This window comes from Propioniciclava coleopterorum (genome assembly GCF_011393335.1).
Lineage (GTDB): Bacteria > Actinomycetota > Actinomycetes > Propionibacteriales > Propionibacteriaceae > Propioniciclava > Propioniciclava coleopterorum.
Genome location: NZ_CP049865.1, coordinates 1,769,968 through 1,788,832, shown reverse-complemented (window position 1 = coordinate 1,788,832; position 18,865 = coordinate 1,769,968). Strand labels below are relative to the sequence as shown.

Here is an 18,865-nt window from a genome sequence, read left to right as displayed (position 1 = left end):
TGCGTTTGACCTTCACGCGACGTGAACGTCTACCGTCGAGGATCAGGAGGTGGGAACGACCCATGAACGACACCAACACCGATCAGCTGATCACCCTGCTGTCCCACCCGGACGGCACGACCCGGCGCCAGGCCGCCCTGGCCCTCGGGGTGCGCCACGACGGTACCCCCGCCGCCGCGAGCGCGCTCATCGAGCGGCTCGTGGTCGAGGGCGACAGCTGCGTCCGCGAGGACCTCACCTGGGCGACCGTCCAGCACATCGACCAGGCCCTGCCGCAGGTCCTGGGCATGCTGGACGCCGAGTCGGCGGACACCCGCCGCACCGGCGCGCACGTGCTGAGCAAGGCCGCCGACCCGGCGCACCTGGACGCGCTCGCGCCGCTGCTGGCCGACCCGCACGCCGACGTCGCCATCAAGGCCTACCGCGCCGTGGCGAACACCGGCCGCCCCGAGGCGCTGCCGCTGCTCGCCACCCGGCTCGGCGACGGCGACGCCCTGCAGAAGGACGCCCTCACCGGGGCCTTCTTCCGCTTCGGCGCCGACGCCGTCCCCGCGCTGGTGACGGCGCTCGGCTCCGACGCCGCCCGGGTGCGCGAGCACGCCGCCGACGCCCTGGGCCACCTGGGCGAGGACGCCGCCGGCGGCGCGGACGCGCTCGCCGCGCTGGCCTCCGACCCGGAGGCCGACGTCCGCCTGGCCGCGCTCGCCGCGCTGAGCCAACTCGGCGAGGAAGCGGCTGCGCAGGCCGCCGCGTTCGCCGGCGACCCCGACCCGCGCGTGGCCGCCGTCGCGTCCCGGCTGGGCTGACCACCGAGAAATCAAGAACGACGCACTCGAACCCGAGCGCGCCGGCATTTCCCCTTGTGGGATTTGCGGCCCGCCCCTCGAGTGCGTCGTTCTTGATTTCTAGGGGGCGACCCGATTTCTCAGGGGCGACCCGTGGTCTGGGGGCGACCCCGCCTGCCGGCCGGTCCTCACCTCGGTGCGGCGATCAGCGCGCGCGGGCCGCGAGCGCCCGGGCGAGCATCCCGGTGCGACCCTCGGCGTCGGCCCGGGCGGCCAACGTCGGGGCAGCCCCCGGCAGAGACGCCAGCGCCATCAGGGCGGCGAGGCGGACCTCCTCCACCGGATCGGACGCGGCCGCCGCGAGCGCGCCGAGTGCGGCCGGGTCGTCCAGCAGTCCCAGTGTTTCGGCGGCGTCGGCGCGCGCCGCAGGGTCCCCGAAGGCGAGGACCGCCACCGCCGCCCGGGCCGCGTCCGACCGCGGGCCGCGGGCGCCTTGCCGGTCGAGGCCGCCCTGCCGGTCGTGGACGTCCGCGACCGCGGGCGCCGCCCCGAGCGCGTCCGGCCGCGACGCCCGGAGGGAGCCGAGGCGACCCAGGGCAGTGACGACGGTGGCGCGCTGGGTGGCGGTGCCGCGTCCCAGCGCGCCGGCCAGCGCGGCGACGGCGTCCTCCCCGCCGAGCTGACCCAGCGCGAAGGCGGCCTTGGCGGCCACCTCCGGCGCGGGGTCGGACAGTAGCGCCGCGAGCGGATCGACACCCCGAGGGTCGGCCAGCTTGCCCAGCACGTGCGCCATCTGGCGGCGCACGTCGGCGTCCGGGTCGGCCAGGTGCCCGGCGACGGCGTCGAACGCCTCGGGGCCTCGCTGGACGAGCGCCCAGCTCGCGACCTCGCGCACCCCCGGCTCGGGGTCGCCGCGCAGCAACTCGATCAGGTCCGGCGTGGGGATGTCGGCGGGGCGTCGAGGGTGGCTCGGAACCGGACGGCCGCCTCGGGGTGGCGCAGCCTCTCGCTCAGGGCGATGGCCACCAGGACGTCGTCCCAGTCCTCGTGCGGGGCGGCCACCAGCGACGTCAGGCGGTGCAGGAGGTCCTGCTCGGCGGCGATCCGGTCCTCGACCGCCTCGATGTGGCGGCGCAGCGTGGCGGTCGGGTCGAAGCCGGGGTCGTCGAGCGCGGCGGCGATCTCGGCCAGCCCGAGCCCCAGCGACTTCAGGTGCTGGATCGCGAGCAGCCGCTGCACGTCCTCCAGGGTGTACATCCGGTAGTCGGTGTCGGTGCGTCCGCTGGGGACGAGCAGGCCGAGTTCGTCGTAGTGACGCAGCGTCCGCGTGGTCAGCCCCGTGCGGCGCGCCACCTCGCCGATCCGCATCCACTCCATGAGGCGAGCGTAACCACCGCGCCGGGACGCCTGCGGGCCTGATCCCGCGTCGGACCCTCGTCGCGTGCCAGGATGCTCCCCGCACGGGCATGCGGCCGCCACCATGGCGCGGTTCGATACCGGCGCGCGGGTCGGCGGCGCCTCGGTCGGGACGCTGACCCGCGCCTCGGTCGGGACGCTGATCCGCGCCTCTGTCGGGACGCCGGGCCGGGCCGGGCCGGACCTCGGTCGGGACGCCGGGAAGAACCGGACGCATCGGCGGCGTTTAGGATGGCACCGACACGATCACCGATCGACCCACCATTGAGGAGAGACCATGGGCAACGTCCCCGCCGTCACCGATGCCACGTTCGACCAGGAGGTCCTGAAGTCGTCCAAGCCCGTGCTCGTGGACTACTGGGCCGACTGGTGCACCCCGTGCAAGCAGCTCTCCCCGATCATCGAGGAGCTCGCCGCAGAGCACGGCGACAAGATCGACTTCGTGAAGCTCGACACCAACGACAACCCCACGACGCCGGCGCGCTACGGGATCATGAGCATCCCGGTCCTGCAGCTCTTCGTGGACGGCGAGCTGGCCACCGAGATCAAGGGCGCCCGTTCCAAGGGCGCGATCCTCAAGGCGCTCGACACCTACCTCTGAGCAGAACCCGGGGCCGGGAGCGGCCCTGACGTCGCGGCTTCGACGGCCGCCGCAGACGTGAGGGTCAGGAGGGGACGGGGCCGGCCGGCACGCTGACGACGGGGTTCACCCGGCCATGGCGCAGGCGGTCGATCCGACACGCCAGCGCCAGGTGCAGGAACGCGGACGCCGCGAGGGCTGCGAGCAGCACGGGCAGCGAGTTCATGGCGATCCCGACGATCGTGGCCACCGCGCCCAGCGAACCGACGACCATGAGGGCCACCGCGGCGGCGTCCCGGTGCCAGGGGATCCGCAGTTGCGCCACGTGGAGGTGGAACACGACCCAGGCGGCGGCGACGACGCTCGCCGCGATCACGGGCACGAAGTGCACCGCGGACGCCACCGGCTCGGCCGAGGACGGGCCGCCGAACGCGGCCGGGGGGAACAGCACGACGAGGCCGGCACCGGCGGCGGTGAGTACCATCCACCGGGCCAGGGCATCCTTGGCCGTCCTGTTGCGCATATGTGAAGTTTATGAAAATTCCTCATACTTCCCCAAGGTCCGACACGGAACCCCGGGCAGATTCATCCCTACGGTGGACACCCCCGGGAGTGTGCCTGTACGAAAGTATGAGCGGGGAACGCGCGGCGCGGCTATCGGAACCCACCCCGCCAGCGCTAATTCACCACTCGGCCCTGTAGCCAGGGTGCCGCGCCGACGTCGGTCCAGCTTCCTGAACGTTCTCAACTCCCGGGCAGCCTCGCAGGCGCCGTGAGGACGAGCCGCTGGCTGACGGTCCACAGCCCCCAGCACCACCGCGGCCGGCCCTCTCAGACCCCGGCGTGGAGTGGCCGGCGGTTGGGGGCCGGAGTCCGAGGCACTCGCCGTGACCCCGCCCTCTCGCAGGCCTCGGCGTGGACCGGGCAGGCTTCCCCAGCGGCCCGACGAGAACGACGCGGACACCACGTCCTCTCCTCAGCCCGCCCGCCTCTCCGACCCGCCCGCAAGGCAGACCCCCGCCTGGGCGCCGTCCGATCCGTGGGCCGCGCGGCGGACCTCGCTGCACCCCGGGTGGTGCGACGATAGAGGCGTGATGCCCGACGTCTGGGGCGCGCTCGTCGCCGCGCTGCAACTGGTGGGCGACGTCCTGCGGCAGGACGCCGACCTGACCGGACGGCTCGGCACGCTCCCGTTGCTCTGGTCATCCATCGGGGTGGCGGCGCTGGCACTGCTGTCGATCGGGGTCGGGCAGAGCGGCGTGTTGTTCCTGAACCGCATCCGCGGCGTCCGGGCGCTGATCTCCGGGGCGCTCGCGCTGGTCTACCTCATCGCGCTGCGGCTGCTGGAAGCACTGGTGACCTGGGGCGTCGCGCTCGCGGTCACCGGGCTGCCCCTCCCGGTGACGACGATCCTGACGGTCTTCCTGCTCGCGCTGGCGCCGCACGTGTTCAACGCACTGACGTTCCTCCCCTACGTCGGGCTGGGGATCGGCCGGGTCCTGGAGGTCTGGTCCTTCCTCCTGCTGTTCCTGCTGCTGGGGGCGGCCTACGACCTCCCCGCGTGGCTCGCGCTGCTCATCACCGGCTCGGGCTGGTTCCTGATGCAGCTGCTCGCCCGGCTGCTCGGCGCCCCGCTGGGGTGGGTGTCGTCGCGGCTGTGGACGCTGGCGACCGGCGAGCCGGTGCTCGTCACGTCCGCGAACATCCTGACCGGCGGCCCGTTCGTCCCGGTGCTGGCGAGCCGGCACCGGGAGCCCCGCCCCGCCGCGAGCGCCGTCGAGGCCCCCTCCCCGGACGCGTCGCCCCCCGACGCACCGGACGCGGAGAACGGCGGCCGGCCATGATGGTGTTCTGGCTGCTCGGCGTCCTGCTGTGCCTGCTGGTGGCGTTCGCCCTGCTGGCGCCGCTGGAGTCGCTGCGGTGGTGGTCCTCCCAGGGCGCGGTCGAGGCGCGCCGCACCATGGCGCTCAGCGCGAAGCCGGCCCCGGCGGCCGCCGCCCCGCGGACGGCCCGGAGCGCTACGTGGTCTACCTGTCCGGGATCGGCGTGGTGGAGGGGAAGGGCATCTCGCAGCGGGAGCAGGCCGTGTGGCGCCGCGTCGCCGACGACCTGCCGCGCGTCGAGGTGATCGCGGACGTCTTCCCCTACGCCGCGGACGACCGCAACCTGCTGCAGCGCGCCACCTCGTGGCTGTGGTCGTCGCTGGCCCGGCTGCGCCGCGTCCGCCGCGAGAGCCTGGCCCCCTACCTCATCAACCTGCGCAACGTGCTCCAGGTTCTCGTCTCGGCCGACCCGCGGTACGGCCCCACCTTCAACGCCGGGCTGGCGCTGGCGATCTGGGACGCCCTCCTGGCGCACGGCTACACCCCCGGAAGCCGGGTTCCCGTCACCCTGGTCGGCTTCAGCGGCGGCGGCCAGATGGCGCTGGGGGCGTCCTCGATGCTGTCGCTGCTGGGCGCGCCCGTCAGCGTGGTCTCGATCGGCGGCGTGTTCAGCGCCGACCCCGGCTTCGACCACCTGCAGCACTTCTGGGACATCCGCGGCAGCCGCGACCGCTCGCGCCTGCTGGGCCCGCTCGCGTTCCCCGGCCGCTGGCCGATCACCGCGAGCTCGCCGTGGCACCGCGCGGTCGACGAGGGCCGCGTCACGATCGTGGACGGCGGGCCCGTCGTCCACGAGGGGCGGGGCGGCTACTTCGAGGGACGGCGTCCCGGGCCCGACGGCGTGATCCCCGCGGAGCGGCTCACCGGCATCCTCGAGCACATCCTGAGCCGCCCGGTCCCCCGGACGCCGCTGCCCCCGCCCGCCGAGCGCGGCATCGAGCGCGCCCACCGCCGCTGGGCGCTCCAGCGCGGCCGGGCCGAGGTGGACGCCGCCGCGCCGGGGAGCGGGGCGGACCTGCCACCGACCGGGTCGCGCGACGCCGGCTGACCCGACGCGGCGGGGATCAGCGCGGCGCCGGGCTGGCGACGAGGGGCGCCCGCGTGGGCTGGTGGGCGCAGAACGGCTCTTCGGCCAGGTAGTCGCCGGTCATCGCGTAGGCGCGCGCCCGCGAGCCGCCGCACGCGTCCCGGTAGGCGCACACGCCGCACTTGCCCTTGAGCTGGGTGCGGTCGCGCAGCGCCCGGAACACCGGCGAGCTGCGGTAGATGTCGATGATGTCGTCGTCGCGGATGTTGCCGGCCGTCACGGGCAGGAACCCGGAGGGGTACACGTCGCCGGTGTGGGAGATGAACACGAACCCGTCGCCGTCGTTGACGTTGCGGGCGCGTCCGATGCCGTCGGACTGCGAGTAGTGCATGCCGCGGGTCATCACCTCGGTGACGTCCTCGTCGGCGCCCGCGCGCACCTCGGCGCGCTTGCGCTGCATCACGACGCGCGAGTACTGCGGGGCCGCGGTGGCCTTGATGTCGAAGGGCGCGGTCTTCGACAGGTCGTAGAGCTGGTGGAACACCGCCTCGAACTCGTCGGCGGACGCCACGTCCTCGGCCTTCGCGCGCCCCATCGGGACCAGGAAGAAGACCTCCCAGAACACCACCCCGAGCGTGGTCATCAGCTCGGTCATGGCGTCCATGTCGTCGATGTTCGCCTTGCGGATCACCGTGTTGACCTGCGTGGACAGCCCGACCTCCTGGGCCTCCCGCAGGATCCGCAGCCCGTGGTCGAACGAGCCCTGCACGCGCCGGAACTCGTCGTGGATCGCGGCGTTCGAGCCGTCCAGGGAGATCGCGACCCGGGTCAGGCCGACGTCGCGGAGCTGGATCAGCAGGTCCTTGGTGGCCAGCGACGTGGTGGCGGGCGTGATGCCCATCCGCAGCCCCAGCTTCGCGCCGAACTCCACCAGTTCGACGATGTCCGGACGCTTGAAGCAGTCGCCCCCGGAGAACACGAACACGATCGGCCCGAACTCGCGCAGCCGCGTCATGAGCGCCTTGGCCTCGTCGGTGGTCAGCTCGCCGCTGTCGCGCAGCGGTTGGGCCATGGCGCGGCAGTGCTTGCACGCCAGGTCGCAGGCCTGGGTCGTCTCCCAGATCGCGATGAAGGGGCCGAGTCGAAGTCGAGGTGCCGGCGCGACGGCGCCGCGTGCGGGTGCCCGCCGGGATGACCTCCCGGGTGCCCGCCGCGTCCTGCTGGGTGGGAGGGGTGGCCGGGTGCGGGACGGGGGGTGCGCGCGGCCTCGCCGGCGGTGTCGGTCATGTCCACGACATTACTACGACACCCAGTAGTACAGGGGCGCTCCTAGACTGCACGGGTGAAAAGGCGATCGTTCCTGGCCGCGGGCGGCGCGCTGCTGCTCGCCGGCTGCACCACCCCCGCGCCCGCTCCCCCGCCCGGGACGGCCGGGCCGGCGCTCGAGCCGGCCTCCCCGCGCCGAGCACCCCCACCCCGACCCCCACGCCGACGCGGCCCACGCCTCCGCCGGACGACCGGACGGGGCCGGCGCTGGCCACGCCGTACACCGTCCAGGGCCTCGTCGTGGTGAGCAAGACCCACCGCGTCTCGGCGGGCTACGTCCCGGACTGGGCCGGCCGCAGCAACGGGCTGCATCCCGACGCCACGGCGGGGTTCGGCCGGCTCGCCGCGGCCGCGAAGGCGGACGGGCTGACCATGAGCATCCGGTCGGGCTACCGCAGCTTCGCGACCCAGAAGGCCAGCTTCGACAAGGCGATGCGCACCTATCCCGAGGCCACGGCGCGGCGGTACTACGCCGAACCGGGGGCCTCGGAGCACCAGACGGGCCTGTCGCTGGACGCCTGGGACGGGCGGAACCGCGGCTCGGCGTTCGCCCGCACGCCGCACGCCGCCTGGCTGGCCAAGCACGCCTTCGAGCACGGTTTCATCGTCCGCTACCCCGACGGCAAGACCGACATCACGGGGTACGCGTGGGAGTCCTGGCACCTGCGCTGGGTCGGCGTCGAGGTGGCGGCGGCGTTCGGTCCGGACTCATCCTTGACCCTCGAGGAATATCTCGGGTTAGCCTGAGCCATGGACCTCGACCGACTGATCAGCGACACGAGCCAGCGCCTGCGCGGCCGCGGCGAACGGATGACCGCCCCGCGGCGGGCCGTCCTGGTCTTCCTGGCCGAACACCCGGACGCCGCCCCGCGGGCCGAACTGACCGCGGCGGTGATCGGCAACGATCCGGGGCTGACCGCCGAGGGGGTCGCGCACGCGCTGGCCACCTTCGAGGCGATGGGGGTGGTGACCCGCGAGGGCGACGGCGAGGCGGCCCGCTTCCGGCTGCACCCGGCCGCGTGCGGCGGCGCGGGGCTGCCCAAGCAGACCCTCGGCGTCCCCTTGGTGACGATCTTCGAGCAGTACGGCGCCGGCGCCGAGGCGATCGGGCAGCGGGTCGCCGCCCAGCTGGGCGTCCCCTACATCGGGCAGGCGGTGAGCTCGGAGACCTTCGAGGCGGCCGCCGAGCGCGACGCCGCGGAGGCCAACTTCTTCGAGCGCTTCCTGCGCTCCCTCACCCCCATGCCCACCGACGCCGACCTGACGTGGGATCTGGCCTCCCGCACCGACCACGAGATCGTCACGGAGAACACCGAGTCGCTGCTGGAGTTGGCCGGGCGCGGCGCGGTGATCCTCGGCCGCAACGCCACCAAGATCTTCGCCCGCGAACCCAAGGCGCTGCACGTGAAGCTGACCGGGCCCGCGGACGCACGGGTCGCCTACGCGGCGGCGCAGGCGGGCATCCCCCTGGACCAGGCGCGCAAGCGGCAGGAGCGGGAGGATCGCGTCCGCGCCGACCTGGCCCGCCGCCTGTACCGCTGGGATCCGACCCAGACCCAGCCGTTCGACCTCATCGTCAACACCGCGTCGTTCACGGCCGACCACGCCGCCGACGTCATCGTGCTGGCGTTCAAGTACGCGGTCGAGGACTTCCCCCGGCCGCAGCCGCCCTCGGCGGCCCCGCTGGAGGAACCCCGCCCTGACGCCGGGCACACTCCGTGATCGGGGCGGGCGCCCCGATCACCGGAGGCGTCAGCCCTGCAGCACCGCCGCGATCGACTCGCTGACGTAGGCGACGTTGTCGTCGTTGAGGGCCGCAACGCAGATCCGGCCGGTGTCGGTGCCGTAGACGGCGTACTCGGCGCGCAGCCGCTGCATCTGCTCCTTGGTCAGGCCCGAGAAGCTGAACATGCCGACCTGGTCGGTGATGTAGCCCATCCCCTCGACGCCGGCGGCCGCCAGGCCGTCGACGAGCTTGGTGCGCATCGCCTTGATCCGGTCGCGCATCTCGCCGAGCTCGGCCACCCACTGGGCGCGCAGTTCGGGGTCCTCCAGGACCGTCTCGACCAGCGCCGCGCCGTGCGTGGGCGGGTTGGAGTAGTTGGTGCGGATGACGATCTTGAGCTGCGACAGGACGCGGGCCGCCTCGGCGGCGTCGGAGCACACCACCGACAGGGCACCCACGCGCTCGCCGTACAGCGAGAAGCTCTTGCTGAACGAGGTGGACACCAGGAACGACGGGACCCGCTCGGCGAACGCGCGCACGACGGCGCCGTCCTCCTCGATGCCCTGGCTGAAGCCCTGGTAGGCCATGTCCAGGAACGCGGTCAGCCCGCCCTCGACGACCGCGTCGATCACGCGCTGCCAGTCGGCGGGGGCCAGATCGTAGCCGGTCGGGTTGTGGCAGCAGGCGTGCAGCACCACGATCGTGCCGGGCGCCGCGGCGCGCAGGTCCTCGATCATGCCGTCGACGTCGACGCCCTTGCGTGCGGCGTCGTAGTAGCGGTACTTCTCCACGGTGAAGCCGGCGCGCGTGAACAGCGCCAGGTGGTTCTCCCAGCTCGGCGTCGAGATCAGCACCGTCGCGTCCGGGGTGACCTGACGCATCAGGTCCGCGCCCAGCTTCAGCGCCCCCGTGCCGCCGAGCGCCTGCGCCGTCACGACGCGGCCCTGCTCGAGCAGCGGCGAGTCCGCGCCGAAGACCAGTTCCTTGACCTCGCGGCCGTACGTGGGGATGCCGTCGATGGCGAGGTAGCCCTTCGCGGTCGGGGTGGCGGCGAGGCGCTGCTCGGCGGCGGCCACGCAGCGCAGCAGCGGCAGCTTCCCGGTGGCGTCCTGGTAGACCCCGACGCCCAGGTTCACCTTGCGCGGGTTGGTGTCGGCCTTGAACTGCTCGGTGAGGCCCAGAATGGCGTCCGGCGGGGCCTGCTCTACCCGGGAAAACAGCGACATGGGAGGATCCTTCTTTCCGTTGGCCCTCAGCCTAACGGGCGTTCGCCTTTCCGCTCCCCGGCGACCACTCCGGGCTAGTGTGGGTTGGGAATCCGGTTCCGAGCAAGGACGCTTACATGAATCGCCCACCGACCTCGAACGTCTCGGTCGACGCCATCACGCTCCGCTACAACGCGCCGCTGCGGCGCGTGGAGTTGGCCCTGGTCCGCCGCTCCGCGGCCCCCTTCGCGGGCCACCTGGCCCTGCCGGGGGTGACGCTGTGGGAGGGCGAGCGCCTCGCGGACGCCGCGGAGCGGGCCGTTCGGACCAAGGTGGGCCTCGGCGTGCGGGGCCAGGGCCAGTTGACCGTGTTCGACGAGCCGCACCGCGACCCGCGCGGCGCCACGCTGTCGGTCGTGCTCTGGGCCGTCGCAGAGGAGGGCGAGGCGACCGGGCCGGTCGAATGGCACTCCTTCGACGACGTCCCGACGCTCGCGTTCGACCACAACCAGATGGTGGAGGTGGGTCGCCCGCTGCTGGTGGACCGGCTGTGGCGCAACGAGGCCTTCACCCGCGCGATCACCGGGCCGGAGTTCCCGGTGAGCAAGGCGGTGGCCCTGACCGAGTCGCTCGCCGGCGCCGCCCCGGACCGGGGCAACCTGAACCGCCGCCTCGGCGGGATCGCCGGGCTGCGGGTCAGCAGCCGCAAGGTCGTCGCGGGGCGCGGCCGGCCGGGCTCACTGTGGGAGTGGCACGGGGCCCCCGCGCTCAACGGCGCCGCGCACGAAGCCGGAACCGTCGCGCCCCAGGGAGCCGCCGTCCGCGGCACCGGCCAGGACGCCCCCGGTCAGGAAGCGCCGGCCCGCGCGAACGGCCTGCACCCGCACGCGCTGCACCCCCAGGGCGGTGCCGCCGAGGGCCGCGCCAACGGCGCCGCGCACGCCGAGGCCGCGCTGCACCGGGCGGGCAACCTCGAGACCGACCTCGACTGAGCCCGGCTCAGGCGAACCGGACCCAGTTCGGGCCGGCGCCGGTCTCGACCCGCTGCCGCGGCGTCACCGACCCGTCGGGGTCGACCGTCCCCAGCGCCACGGCCCCGGACGCCTCGCCGGCCACCACGACCGCGACGCCGTCGGGGGCCACGCCGAAGCCGCGGGGCTGCTGCTCGGTCGACCACAGGGCCACGACCCGCCCCAGGACGCCGCCCTCGTCGAGTTCGACGGTGGCGACGGTGCTGCCCGAGCGCTCGGACGCCAGCAGGTACCGCTCGTCGCGGGCCAGGTGCAGGTCGGCGCCCCAGATCAGGTGCTCGGCGCGCGGGTCGGCACCGAAGCGGCTGTGCTTCAGCCCGATCGTCGGATCGAACACCTCCAGCACCTCCTGCGCCGTCAGGACGCCGGAGGAGCGGTCGCGGGCGTAGCGGATGACCTCGCCGGAGTACTCGGTGACGAGGTAGGCGTCGGTGCCCGCACCGCCCAGGATCAGGTGGCGCGGCCCCGAACCCTCGGGCGCCGCGACGGTCGAGGGGGACAGCGGCGCGAGCCGGCCGTCGGCGTCCAGCTCGTACTGGGCGATCAGCCCGGCCCCGAGCGAGACGAAGTAGGCGTGCAGGCCGGCGGGGTCGGTGATGACGCAGTGCAGGTTGGCGTACTCGACCCGCGCCGTCGCCTCCCCCACGGTGCCCTCGGTGATGGGCCAGACCGCGCCCCAGCCGCCGTGGTAGGAGGCGCCGAGCAGCAGCGTCCCCTCGCGGGACAGGGTCAGGTACGCCAGGGCGTCCGGGATGTCGGTGCGGGCGATCTCGGCGAGTTCGCCGGTGGCCGCATCGAGGGTGAGCGTGATGATTGCGGGCGTCGGCGCGGTGGTGGCGCTGTAGACCAGCCCGCGCGCGGCGTCCACCGCGAAGGTGCTGCACCCCGCCCCCACCGAGTTGGTGAGCAGGGGGACGAGTTCGCCCTCGTGCAGCCGCAGCACGCTGATGGTGCCGCCCTTGGCGTTGCCGACCAGGGTCAGGGGTTCGCGCGTCATGGCCCCCATCGTAGGAGCCGGGCGCGCGGGCGCGGCAGCCCCGCGTCGTCAGGCGGACGGGTCATGCGAGGCACGGGCCGGGGGCCCCGACCGCGACCGTCCTACGGCGCGTTGAACAGCGCGCTGACCGACTCGCCGGTGTGGATGTGGTGGATCGCCTTGGCGAACGCGGGCGCGACGGTGAGGATCGTCAGCTTCGGGTCGTGCTTGGACTCAGCGATGGGCACCGTGTTGGTGCACACGATCTCGGTGACGCTCGGGTCGGCCGCGATCCGCTGCACCGCCCCGTTGGAGAAGATGCCGTGCGTGCACGCCACCTTGACGCTCCCGGCGCCCTCCTCGCGGAGCAGCCGCAGCACCTCCAGGATGGTCGAGCCGTTGGCGATCTCGTCGTCCAGCACGATGACGTCGCGGCCGTGGACGTCGCCGATGATGCTCGTGATCCGCACCTGGTCGTTCTCGAAGCGCTGCTTGGCGCCGGCCGCGACCGGCGTGCCGAGCATCCGGGAGAAGGTGGTGGCGACCTTGGCGTTGCCCAGGTCCGGCGACACCACGATGGTGTTGGACAGGTCCTCGCGGCGGAAGTGCTCGGCCATCTCGTTGAGGGCGTGGAGCTGGTCGACCGGGATCCGGAAGAACGCCTGCACCTGGGGCGAGTGCAGCGTCATCGTGAGGACGCGGTCGGCGCCGGACGCCTTCAGCAGGTCCGCCACGAGCCGGCCGCCGATCGAGATCCGGGGGGCGTCCTTCTTGTCGGAGCGCGCGTAGGAGTAGTGCGGGATGACGGCGGTGATGCGTCCGGCGGAGGCGCCGCGCGCCGCGTCGATCATCATCAGCAGCTCCATCAGGTTCTCCTGCACCGGGGCGACCAGCGGCTGCACGATGAACACGTCGCGCTGGCGGCAGTTGGTGAGCAGCTGCGCCTCGAGGCAGTCGTTGGCGAACCGCTGGATCCGGGACGGCTTGAGCTCGACCCCGAGCTCGGCACACATCTGGTGGGCGAACTCCACGCCGGCGCTGCCGGCGAAAACCGCGATCTCGTTCATGGGCTGGGCCGGTGCCTCCGTGCTCGGGCGATGGGTGCTCCGCACACTACACGGACGCCGCCCCGGCGTCGTCCCCCACCAGCAGGCCGTCGGCCAGCGTGAGGCGCCGGTGCGCGTACGCGGCCGCCGCCGGGTCGTGGGTGACCATGATGATCGTCTGGCCGTCCTCGTCCACGGCGCGGCGAAGCTCGGCGAGCAGGGCATGCCCGGTGACCGAATCCAGCGCCCCGGTGGGCTCGTCGGCGAAGACCACGTCGGGCCGGGCGATCAGCGCCCGGGCGATGGCGACGCGCTGCTGCTGCCCGCCCGAGAGTTCCGAGGGCCGGTGGTCGACGCGGTCGGCCAGGCCCAGCTGGTCGACGACGGCCGCGAGGGCGTCCGGGTCGACGCGGCGGCCGGCCAACTCCAGCGGCAGGGTGATGTTCTGCGCGGCCGTGAGCGTCGGGAGCAGGTTGAACGCTTGGAAGACGAACCCCACCTTGTCGCGCCGCAGCCGGGTCAGGTCGTCGTCGCCGAGGGTGCCCAGCTCCACGCCGCCGATGCTCACCGAGCCCGCGCTGGCCCGATCGAGCCCCGCGAGGCAGTGCATCAGCGTCGACTTCCCCGACCCGGACGCCCCCATGACGGCGGTGAAGGTGCCCCGGGCGAAGGAGACGTCGACGCCGCGCAGCGCCTCGACCGCCGTGTCGCCCTCCCCGTAGACCTTCCGCAGAGCGCGCGCCTCGACGGCGGGCGGAGGCGTGCCCGGCGCGATGGCGCGGCGCGGGGAGGCGTCCCGTTCGGCGTGCCGCGGCGCGGCGCTCCTCCGCGCATGCCGCGGCGCGACCACCGGACGCACCGCCCCGTCGTCCGGCAGCGCGCGGCTGGGAACGGGCTCGGTCATGGCTGCCTCCTTGATCTAGCCGACATCGGCGAGCGCCTCCACGGGCGCGGTGCTCGCGGCGCGGCGTCCGGGCAGCACGGACGCCAGCGCCCCGGCCACCAGCACCACCGCGGCGGTGATCGCGAGCGGGGCGGCGTCCAGGGTGAGCGGCGGTGCGGGCAGGGCGAGGCTGTCCGCGATCAGCCGCGCCGCCGCCCACCCCAGCCCGACGCCCGCGGCCACCCCGATCACGACGGCGATGACGGCGAGCAGCACCGACTCGACCAGCAGCATCCGCTTCAGCCCGCCCCGGGTGACCCCCAGCGCGCGGAGCAGCGCATGCTCCCGCGTGCGCTCGATCACCGACAGGCTCAGGGTGTTGCCGACGCCGATCATCGCGACCAGCGCGGCGACGCCGAGCAGCCCGGTGATGACGGCCGTCAGGTCGTTGAGGACGGCGCGCAGGGCCGCCTTCTGCTCGGCGCTGCCGCCCAGCGCCATCCCGGGGTTCGCCTGGGTGAGGCGCGCCCGCAGCGTGTCCCCGACCGAGTCGCCGTCGTCGGGGTCGGTGAGCGTGACGAGGATGAGGCCGTCGCGGGTGGGGGTCTGCATCGCGGCGAACGTCTCGGGCCGGACGACGAGGACGTCCGGCCCGACGTCGGCGCGCACCATCGTGAGGTTCTGGTACTCCCCGACCATGAGGATGATCTGGACCCGCGTCCCGACGTCGCCGCGCAGGTCCGCCATGGCGTCGGTGGGGAACCCCACCTCGCCCCGCTCCAGGGTGAGGGGGCTCCGGAGGGCCGCCGCCGCCTCGGGGGTGAGGGGCGCGACGGGATACTCGCCGACCGTGTTCGTGCCGGTGATCGCGAGGGCCGTGTCGCTCATCGGGACCATCACCGCGCTCGCGACCCCGGGAGTGGCGCGGACGATGTCGAGGGCGTCGGGCTGGAAGCCGATGAGGCGTCCGCTCGCGTCGCGGTACGTTTCCGGCCCGCTGCCGTTGGGGTTCATCAGGTCGGGGCCCCGGACGGCGGACTGCAGCGCGATGTCGATCGGGTAGCGCCGATCGATCTCGGCGAACGCGGCGGCCCGCACGCCCGCCACGGTGACCTGGACGACGACGATCAGCCCGACCGCGACGAGGAGCGCGGACGCCGCCGCCCCGACGCGCCCGGGGTTCCGGGTGGCGTCCGCGACGGCGACGCGCGCGAGCGGGCTGCGGCGGGTGAGCGGGGCGGCGACCAGCCGCATCAGGGCGGGCACGTACAGCGGCGTCGCGACGAGGCCCGCGCCGGCGGCGAGGAGGCCGCCCGCGAGCCCGACCCACAGGCGCCGGTCGGCGGGCGCGCCGCCGGCGAGCAGCGCCCACGTCAGCGCCCCGGCCCCAGCGCGCCCACGAGGGCGCAGGCCAGCGCGCGCCGCCGGGCGTGCGCCGCCGCCCGGCTGACCGGGACGGCGGGCTGCAGCGCCTCGAGCGGCGAGACCCGGGTGACCCGCAGCACCGGGCCGACAGCGGCCACCACGGTGATGAGGAAGCCCAGCCCGACCGCGCCGGCCACCGCGCCCCACGGCACCACGAGCCCGAAGTCGAGCGAGTGGGTCGCCCACCCCGCGATGACGGCCGCCGCAGCGACCGCGAGCGGCACGGCGACCAGCGAGCCGACCGCCCCGAGCAGCACGGCCTCGGCCAGCACCCGCTCCAGCACCTGGCGGCGGGTGGCCCCCACCGCCCGCAGCAGCCCGATGGACCGCCGCCGCTGGGTCAGCAGGATGGTGAGCGTGTTGCCGATGATGAGGGCGCCCACGAGCAGCGCGACCCCCGCCGCGGCCGTCACGAGCAGCGGCGTCGCCGACTCCGAGCGTCCCTCCGCCTCGGCGGCCTGGGCGCGGACCGTCGAGGCGAGCTTCGCCTCCGCGACGACGCGCAGGTGCCCGGCCGCGTAGAGCGCGTCGGCGACGTCAGCGGCCACGGCCGGCGCCTGGGACGGGTCGGCGGTACGGACCAGCAGCCGGACGCCGACGGTGCCGCCGGAAGAGCCGGGGGTCTTCTCCGCGGCGTCCCGGGGGTTGATGATGACGCGGGGGTCGGCCGGCGGCAGCGCCTTCCCGGCCTCGGCGATCGTGGAGGCGGGCACGTAGGCGGGCGGCGTCCCGTAGCCGCGCTCGCGGGTCAGCCCGACGACCGTCAGCGGCGCCGCCCCGACGATGTTGAGCTGGACGGGATCGCCCACCCGCAGCCCGAGCTGCGCGGCGGTCTCCTGGGCCAGGAGCGTCTCGCCGGGGCCGTCCGGCAGGCGTCCCTCGACCGGCTCGGCCCAGCGCAGAGCGGGGCTGCTCAACGCCGAGGTGAGCATGACCCCCGCGACCCTCTCGCCGTTGACGAGTTCGCCGCGCACCTGGCTGAAGGGCTCGACCACGACCACCGCGGGGTCCGCCTTCAGCGCGGTCTCGGCCACGCTCAGGGCGCCGTCGCGCTGCGCGACGGCCCCGCCCCAGTTCCAGACGTAGGTGTCCACAATCACGTCCGCCCGGGACGCGTACAGGACGCTGCGGGCCGCCAGTGCGTGGGACTCGGTGGCCAGCACGACCTGGCTCGCCGCCAGGAACGTGACCGACACCACGACCGCCAGCAGCATGGCCGCGTACCGCGCCGGGTGCTGCCGCAGCTCCCGCGCGGCGTGGGCCAGCGCCGCGCCCCGGGTGGGCGACGCGCGGGCGACGTGACGCGGGGGGCGGCTCATCGGCCTGGGTCAGCGGCGCTTGTCGTCGCGCCCCCAGGAGCGGCCGTTGCCGCCGCGTCCGCCGCGGTCGTCGTCCCAGCCGCCGCGGCCCCTGCCACCCTGGTGGCCGCGGTCGTTGCCCTTGAAGCCGCCGCCCTTGCCCCGGCGGTCCCTGCCGCCGAAGCCGTCCTTGCCGCGCGGCTTCTCGCCGCGGGAGCCGCCGCCGCTGTCGGGCCGCAGCTCGATGAGCTGGCCCGAGATCCGGGTGCGGGCGAGCTTGCGCTGCACCTCCTCCGACAACTGCGCGGGCAGGTCCACCAGCGAGTGGTCGCCGCGGATGTCGATGCGTCCGAAGTCCTCGCGCCCGAGGCCGCCCTCGTTGGCGAGCGCCCCGACGATCTGGCGGGGCGTCACCTTCTGGCGGCGGCCCACGGCGATCCGGTAGGTCGCCAGGTGGCTGTCGCCGCCCGCGGCCCGGCGCGGCCGCTCGGACCCGCCCGGGCGGACGTCGTCGTCGCGGTCGCGGCGCGAGCCCTTGAACTGTTCGGGCTTGAACTCGGACGACTCGTCCAGCAGCAGCGGCTCCTCGCCCTGACCGACGGCGGCCAGCGCGGCGGCGACGTCCACCTCGGGAACGTCGAACTCCCGCACGTAGTGGCTCACCACGTCGCGGAAGAAGTCGATCCGCTCGGTGTCGGCCAGCGCCTCGGTGATCGCCGTGTCGAAGCGCGACAGGCGCGTGGCGTTGATGTCGTCGACGGTCGGCAGGTCCATCTGCGCCAGCGACTGCCCGGTCACCCGCTCGATCGAGCGCAGCAGGTGCCGCTCGCGGGGGTGACGAACGAGATGGCGGCGCCGCTGCGGCCGGCGCGGCCGGTGCGCCCGATGCGGTGGACGTAGCTCTCGGTGTCGGTGGGGATGTCGAAGTTCACCACGTGGCTGATGCGGTCGACGTCCAGGCCGCGCGCGGCGACATCGGTGGCGACCAGGATGTCGAGCTTGCCGGACTTGAGCTGGTTGATGGTGCGCTCGCGGGCCGCCTGGGGCAGGTCGCCGTTGATCGCCGCCGCGGACCAGCCGCGGGCGCGCAGCTTCTCGGCCAGCGTCTCGGTCTCGTTCTTGGTGCGGACGAAGACGATCATGCCGTCGAAGTCCTCGACCTCGAGGATCCGGGTCATCGCGTCCAGCTTGCGCGGGTAGGACACCACGGCGTAGCGGTGGGTCACGTTGGTGGCGGTCGCCGTCTTGCCCTTGACCATGATCTCGAGCGGGTCGACCAGGTAGGTGCTGGCCAGCGACCGGATCTGCCGCGGCATCGTCGCGGAGAACAGCGCGACCTGCTTGTCGGCGGGGGTGTCGGCCAGGATGCGCTCGACGTCCTCGGCGAAGCCCATGTTGAGCATCTCGTCGGCCTCGTCCAGGACGAGGAACCGCAGCTCCGACAGGTCGAGGGTGCCGCGCTCGAGGTGGTCGATGACCCGGCCCGGCGTCCCGACGACGACGTCCACGCCGCGCGACAGGGCGGCCAGCTGCACGCCGTACCCCTGCCCGCCGTAGACCGGCAGCAGCCGCACCTTCATGTGCGTGGCGTAGGTCTCGAACGCCTCCGACACCTGCAGCGCGAGCTCGCGGGTGGGCGCGAGCACCAGCGCCTGGGGCACCTTGTGCTTGCGCTCGAGCCGCTGGAGGATCGGCAGCGCGAACGCCGCCGTCTTGCCGGTGCCGGTCTGGGCGAGGCCCACGACGTCGCGGCCCTCCAGCAGCGCCGGGATGGTCTCGGCCTGGATCGGCGAGGGACGCTCGTAGCCGAGGTCCTTCAGCGACTTGAGGATCTTGGGCTCCAGGCCCAGCGCGGCGAAGCCGTCGAGCTCGGGCTCGGGGGCCGGCTGCGGCGTCTCGATCGCGTGCTGCTGCTGGGCCGACTCGTCGGACTCGTCCCCGTGCGCGGGAGCCGGATCCTGCTCGGGCTCGGCGGGCTGACGGGACGCCTCGGTCTCCTCGGGCGTCGCGTCGGACGCGTCGGGCTGCTCCTGTGCCTCGGTCGGGCTCTTCCCCGGGCCGTCCGCCGCCGGGGCCTCCTCCGCCGTCGCGGCGGCCTCCTCCGAGGTCGGATCGGCCGGATCCTGCGCGGCCGTCACCTCGTCGACGTCCGGCGTGTCCTGCTCCTGCGTGGGATCGATCCCCGTGCCCTGCTCTTCGCTCACCCGTGAACCCTAGTGCGTGCGAGCCGCCGGGGCACAGGCCCCGCTCCGGAGCGG

19 protein-coding genes are annotated in these 18,865 nt (G+C 74.1%); 7 read left to right on the top strand and 12 right to left on the bottom strand.

Annotated features, from left to right (window positions below; translation table 11 throughout):
* The first annotated feature begins 62 nt into the window (after window positions 1–62).
* On the top strand, window positions 63–806 hold the full coding sequence (locus G7070_RS08595; RefSeq protein WP_166233395.1) for a HEAT repeat domain-containing protein: 744 nt from the start codon (window positions 63–65) through the stop codon (window positions 804–806).
* Between the two features lie 184 nt (window positions 807–990).
* On the opposite strand, the gene G7070_RS08590 is transcribed toward G7070_RS08595, so the two are convergent.
* Together G7070_RS08590 and G7070_RS08585 are read right to left on the bottom strand one after the other, a co-directional pair.
* The gene (locus G7070_RS08590; RefSeq protein ID WP_166233394.1) at window positions 991–1,707 is read right to left on the bottom strand and encodes a HEAT repeat domain-containing protein; all 717 of its coding nucleotides are present in this window, start codon (window positions 1,705–1,707) and stop codon (window positions 991–993) included.
* Between the two features lie 5 nt (window positions 1,708–1,712).
* The gene (locus tag G7070_RS08585) at window positions 1,713–2,162 is read right to left on the bottom strand and encodes a MerR family transcriptional regulator (RefSeq protein WP_166233393.1); all 450 of its coding nucleotides are present in this window, start codon (window positions 2,160–2,162) and stop codon (window positions 1,713–1,715) included.
* A gap of 316 nt (window positions 2,163–2,478) precedes the next feature.
* Here G7070_RS08585 and trxA point away from each other — a divergent pair, with 316 nt between their 5' ends.
* The gene (gene trxA / locus G7070_RS08580) at window positions 2,479–2,802 is read left to right on the top strand and encodes a thioredoxin (protein WP_166233392.1); all 324 of its coding nucleotides are present in this window, start codon (window positions 2,479–2,481) and stop codon (window positions 2,800–2,802) included.
* A 64-nt stretch (window positions 2,803–2,866) separates the two neighbouring features.
* On the opposite strand, the gene G7070_RS08575 is transcribed toward trxA, so the two are convergent.
* Window positions 2,867–3,265 carry a hypothetical protein gene (locus tag G7070_RS08575; protein WP_166233391.1) on the bottom strand — a complete coding sequence of 133 codons (399 nt, stop codon included), beginning with the start codon at window positions 3,263–3,265 and terminating at the stop codon, window positions 2,867–2,869.
* Between the two features lie 607 nt (window positions 3,266–3,872).
* Here G7070_RS08575 and G7070_RS08570 point away from each other — a divergent pair.
* Window positions 3,873–4,625, top strand: coding sequence for a hypothetical protein (locus G7070_RS08570; RefSeq protein WP_166233390.1), 753 nt, complete (start codon window positions 3,873–3,875; stop codon window positions 4,623–4,625).
* A 178-nt stretch (window positions 4,626–4,803) separates the two neighbouring features.
* Window positions 4,804–5,712, top strand: coding sequence for a hypothetical protein (locus tag G7070_RS08565; RefSeq protein WP_166233389.1), 909 nt, complete (start codon window positions 4,804–4,806; stop codon window positions 5,710–5,712).
* A 16-nt stretch (window positions 5,713–5,728) separates the two neighbouring features.
* Here G7070_RS08565 and G7070_RS08560 read toward each other — a convergent pair whose 3' ends face one another.
* Entirely contained in the window at window positions 5,729–6,787 is a 1,059-nt protein-coding gene (locus tag G7070_RS08560; RefSeq protein WP_246227802.1) for a TIGR04053 family radical SAM/SPASM domain-containing protein, read from the bottom strand.
* Between the two features lie 470 nt (window positions 6,788–7,257).
* Here G7070_RS08560 and G7070_RS08555 point away from each other — a divergent pair, with 470 nt between their 5' ends.
* On the top strand, window positions 7,258–7,764 hold the full coding sequence (locus G7070_RS08555; protein ID WP_166233388.1) for a M15 family metallopeptidase: 507 nt from the start codon (window positions 7,258–7,260) through the stop codon (window positions 7,762–7,764).
* A gap of 3 nt (window positions 7,765–7,767) precedes the next feature.
* Complete coding sequence (locus G7070_RS08550; protein WP_166233387.1) at window positions 7,768–8,739, top strand: cytidylate kinase family protein; 972 nt, start codon at window positions 7,768–7,770, stop codon at window positions 8,737–8,739.
* Between the two features lie 30 nt (window positions 8,740–8,769).
* Here G7070_RS08550 and G7070_RS08545 read toward each other — a convergent pair whose 3' ends face one another.
* Complete coding sequence (locus G7070_RS08545) at window positions 8,770–9,969, bottom strand: amino acid aminotransferase (RefSeq protein WP_166233386.1); 1,200 nt, start codon at window positions 9,967–9,969, stop codon at window positions 8,770–8,772.
* A gap of 116 nt (window positions 9,970–10,085) precedes the next feature.
* On the opposite strand from G7070_RS08545, the gene G7070_RS08540 reads away from it, so the two are divergent.
* Entirely contained in the window at window positions 10,086–10,940 is an 855-nt protein-coding gene (locus G7070_RS08540) for an NUDIX domain-containing protein (protein WP_206080037.1), read from the top strand.
* Window positions 10,941–10,947: 7 nt separating this feature from the next.
* Here G7070_RS08540 and G7070_RS08535 read toward each other — a convergent pair whose 3' ends face one another.
* The 7 genes from G7070_RS08535 to G7070_RS18600 form a co-directional block, all read right to left on the bottom strand.
* Window positions 10,948–11,976, bottom strand: coding sequence for a lactonase family protein (locus G7070_RS08535; RefSeq protein WP_166233385.1), 1,029 nt, complete (start codon window positions 11,974–11,976; stop codon window positions 10,948–10,950).
* Between the two features lie 101 nt (window positions 11,977–12,077).
* Complete coding sequence (locus tag G7070_RS08530) at window positions 12,078–13,022, bottom strand: ribose-phosphate diphosphokinase (RefSeq protein WP_166233384.1); 945 nt, start codon at window positions 13,020–13,022, stop codon at window positions 12,078–12,080.
* A 46-nt stretch (window positions 13,023–13,068) separates the two neighbouring features.
* Window positions 13,069–13,905, bottom strand: a complete 837-nt coding sequence (locus G7070_RS08525; protein ID WP_166233383.1) for an ABC transporter ATP-binding protein — start codon at window positions 13,903–13,905, stop codon at window positions 13,069–13,071.
* Window positions 13,906–13,920: 15 nt separating this feature from the next.
* The gene (locus G7070_RS08520) at window positions 13,921–15,150 is read right to left on the bottom strand and encodes an ABC transporter permease (protein ID WP_166233382.1); all 1,230 of its coding nucleotides are present in this window, start codon (window positions 15,148–15,150) and stop codon (window positions 13,921–13,923) included.
* A 107-nt stretch (window positions 15,151–15,257) separates the two neighbouring features.
* Window positions 15,258–16,628: an ABC transporter permease gene (locus tag G7070_RS08515; RefSeq protein WP_166233381.1), complete on the bottom strand. Its 1,371-nt coding sequence runs from the start codon at window positions 16,626–16,628 to the stop codon at window positions 15,258–15,260.
* Window positions 16,629–16,637: 9 nt separating this feature from the next.
* On the bottom strand, window positions 16,638–17,405 hold the full coding sequence (locus G7070_RS18605) for a DbpA RNA binding domain-containing protein (protein ID WP_246227571.1): 768 nt from the start codon (window positions 17,403–17,405) through the stop codon (window positions 16,638–16,640).
* A complete protein-coding gene (locus G7070_RS18600) occupies window positions 17,402–18,811 on the bottom strand; it encodes a DEAD/DEAH box helicase (RefSeq protein WP_246227568.1) in 1,410 nt (469 codons plus the stop codon). The genes G7070_RS18605 and G7070_RS18600 overlap by 4 nt, the downstream gene beginning before the upstream one ends.
* Between the last annotated feature and the right edge of the window lie 54 nt (window positions 18,812–18,865).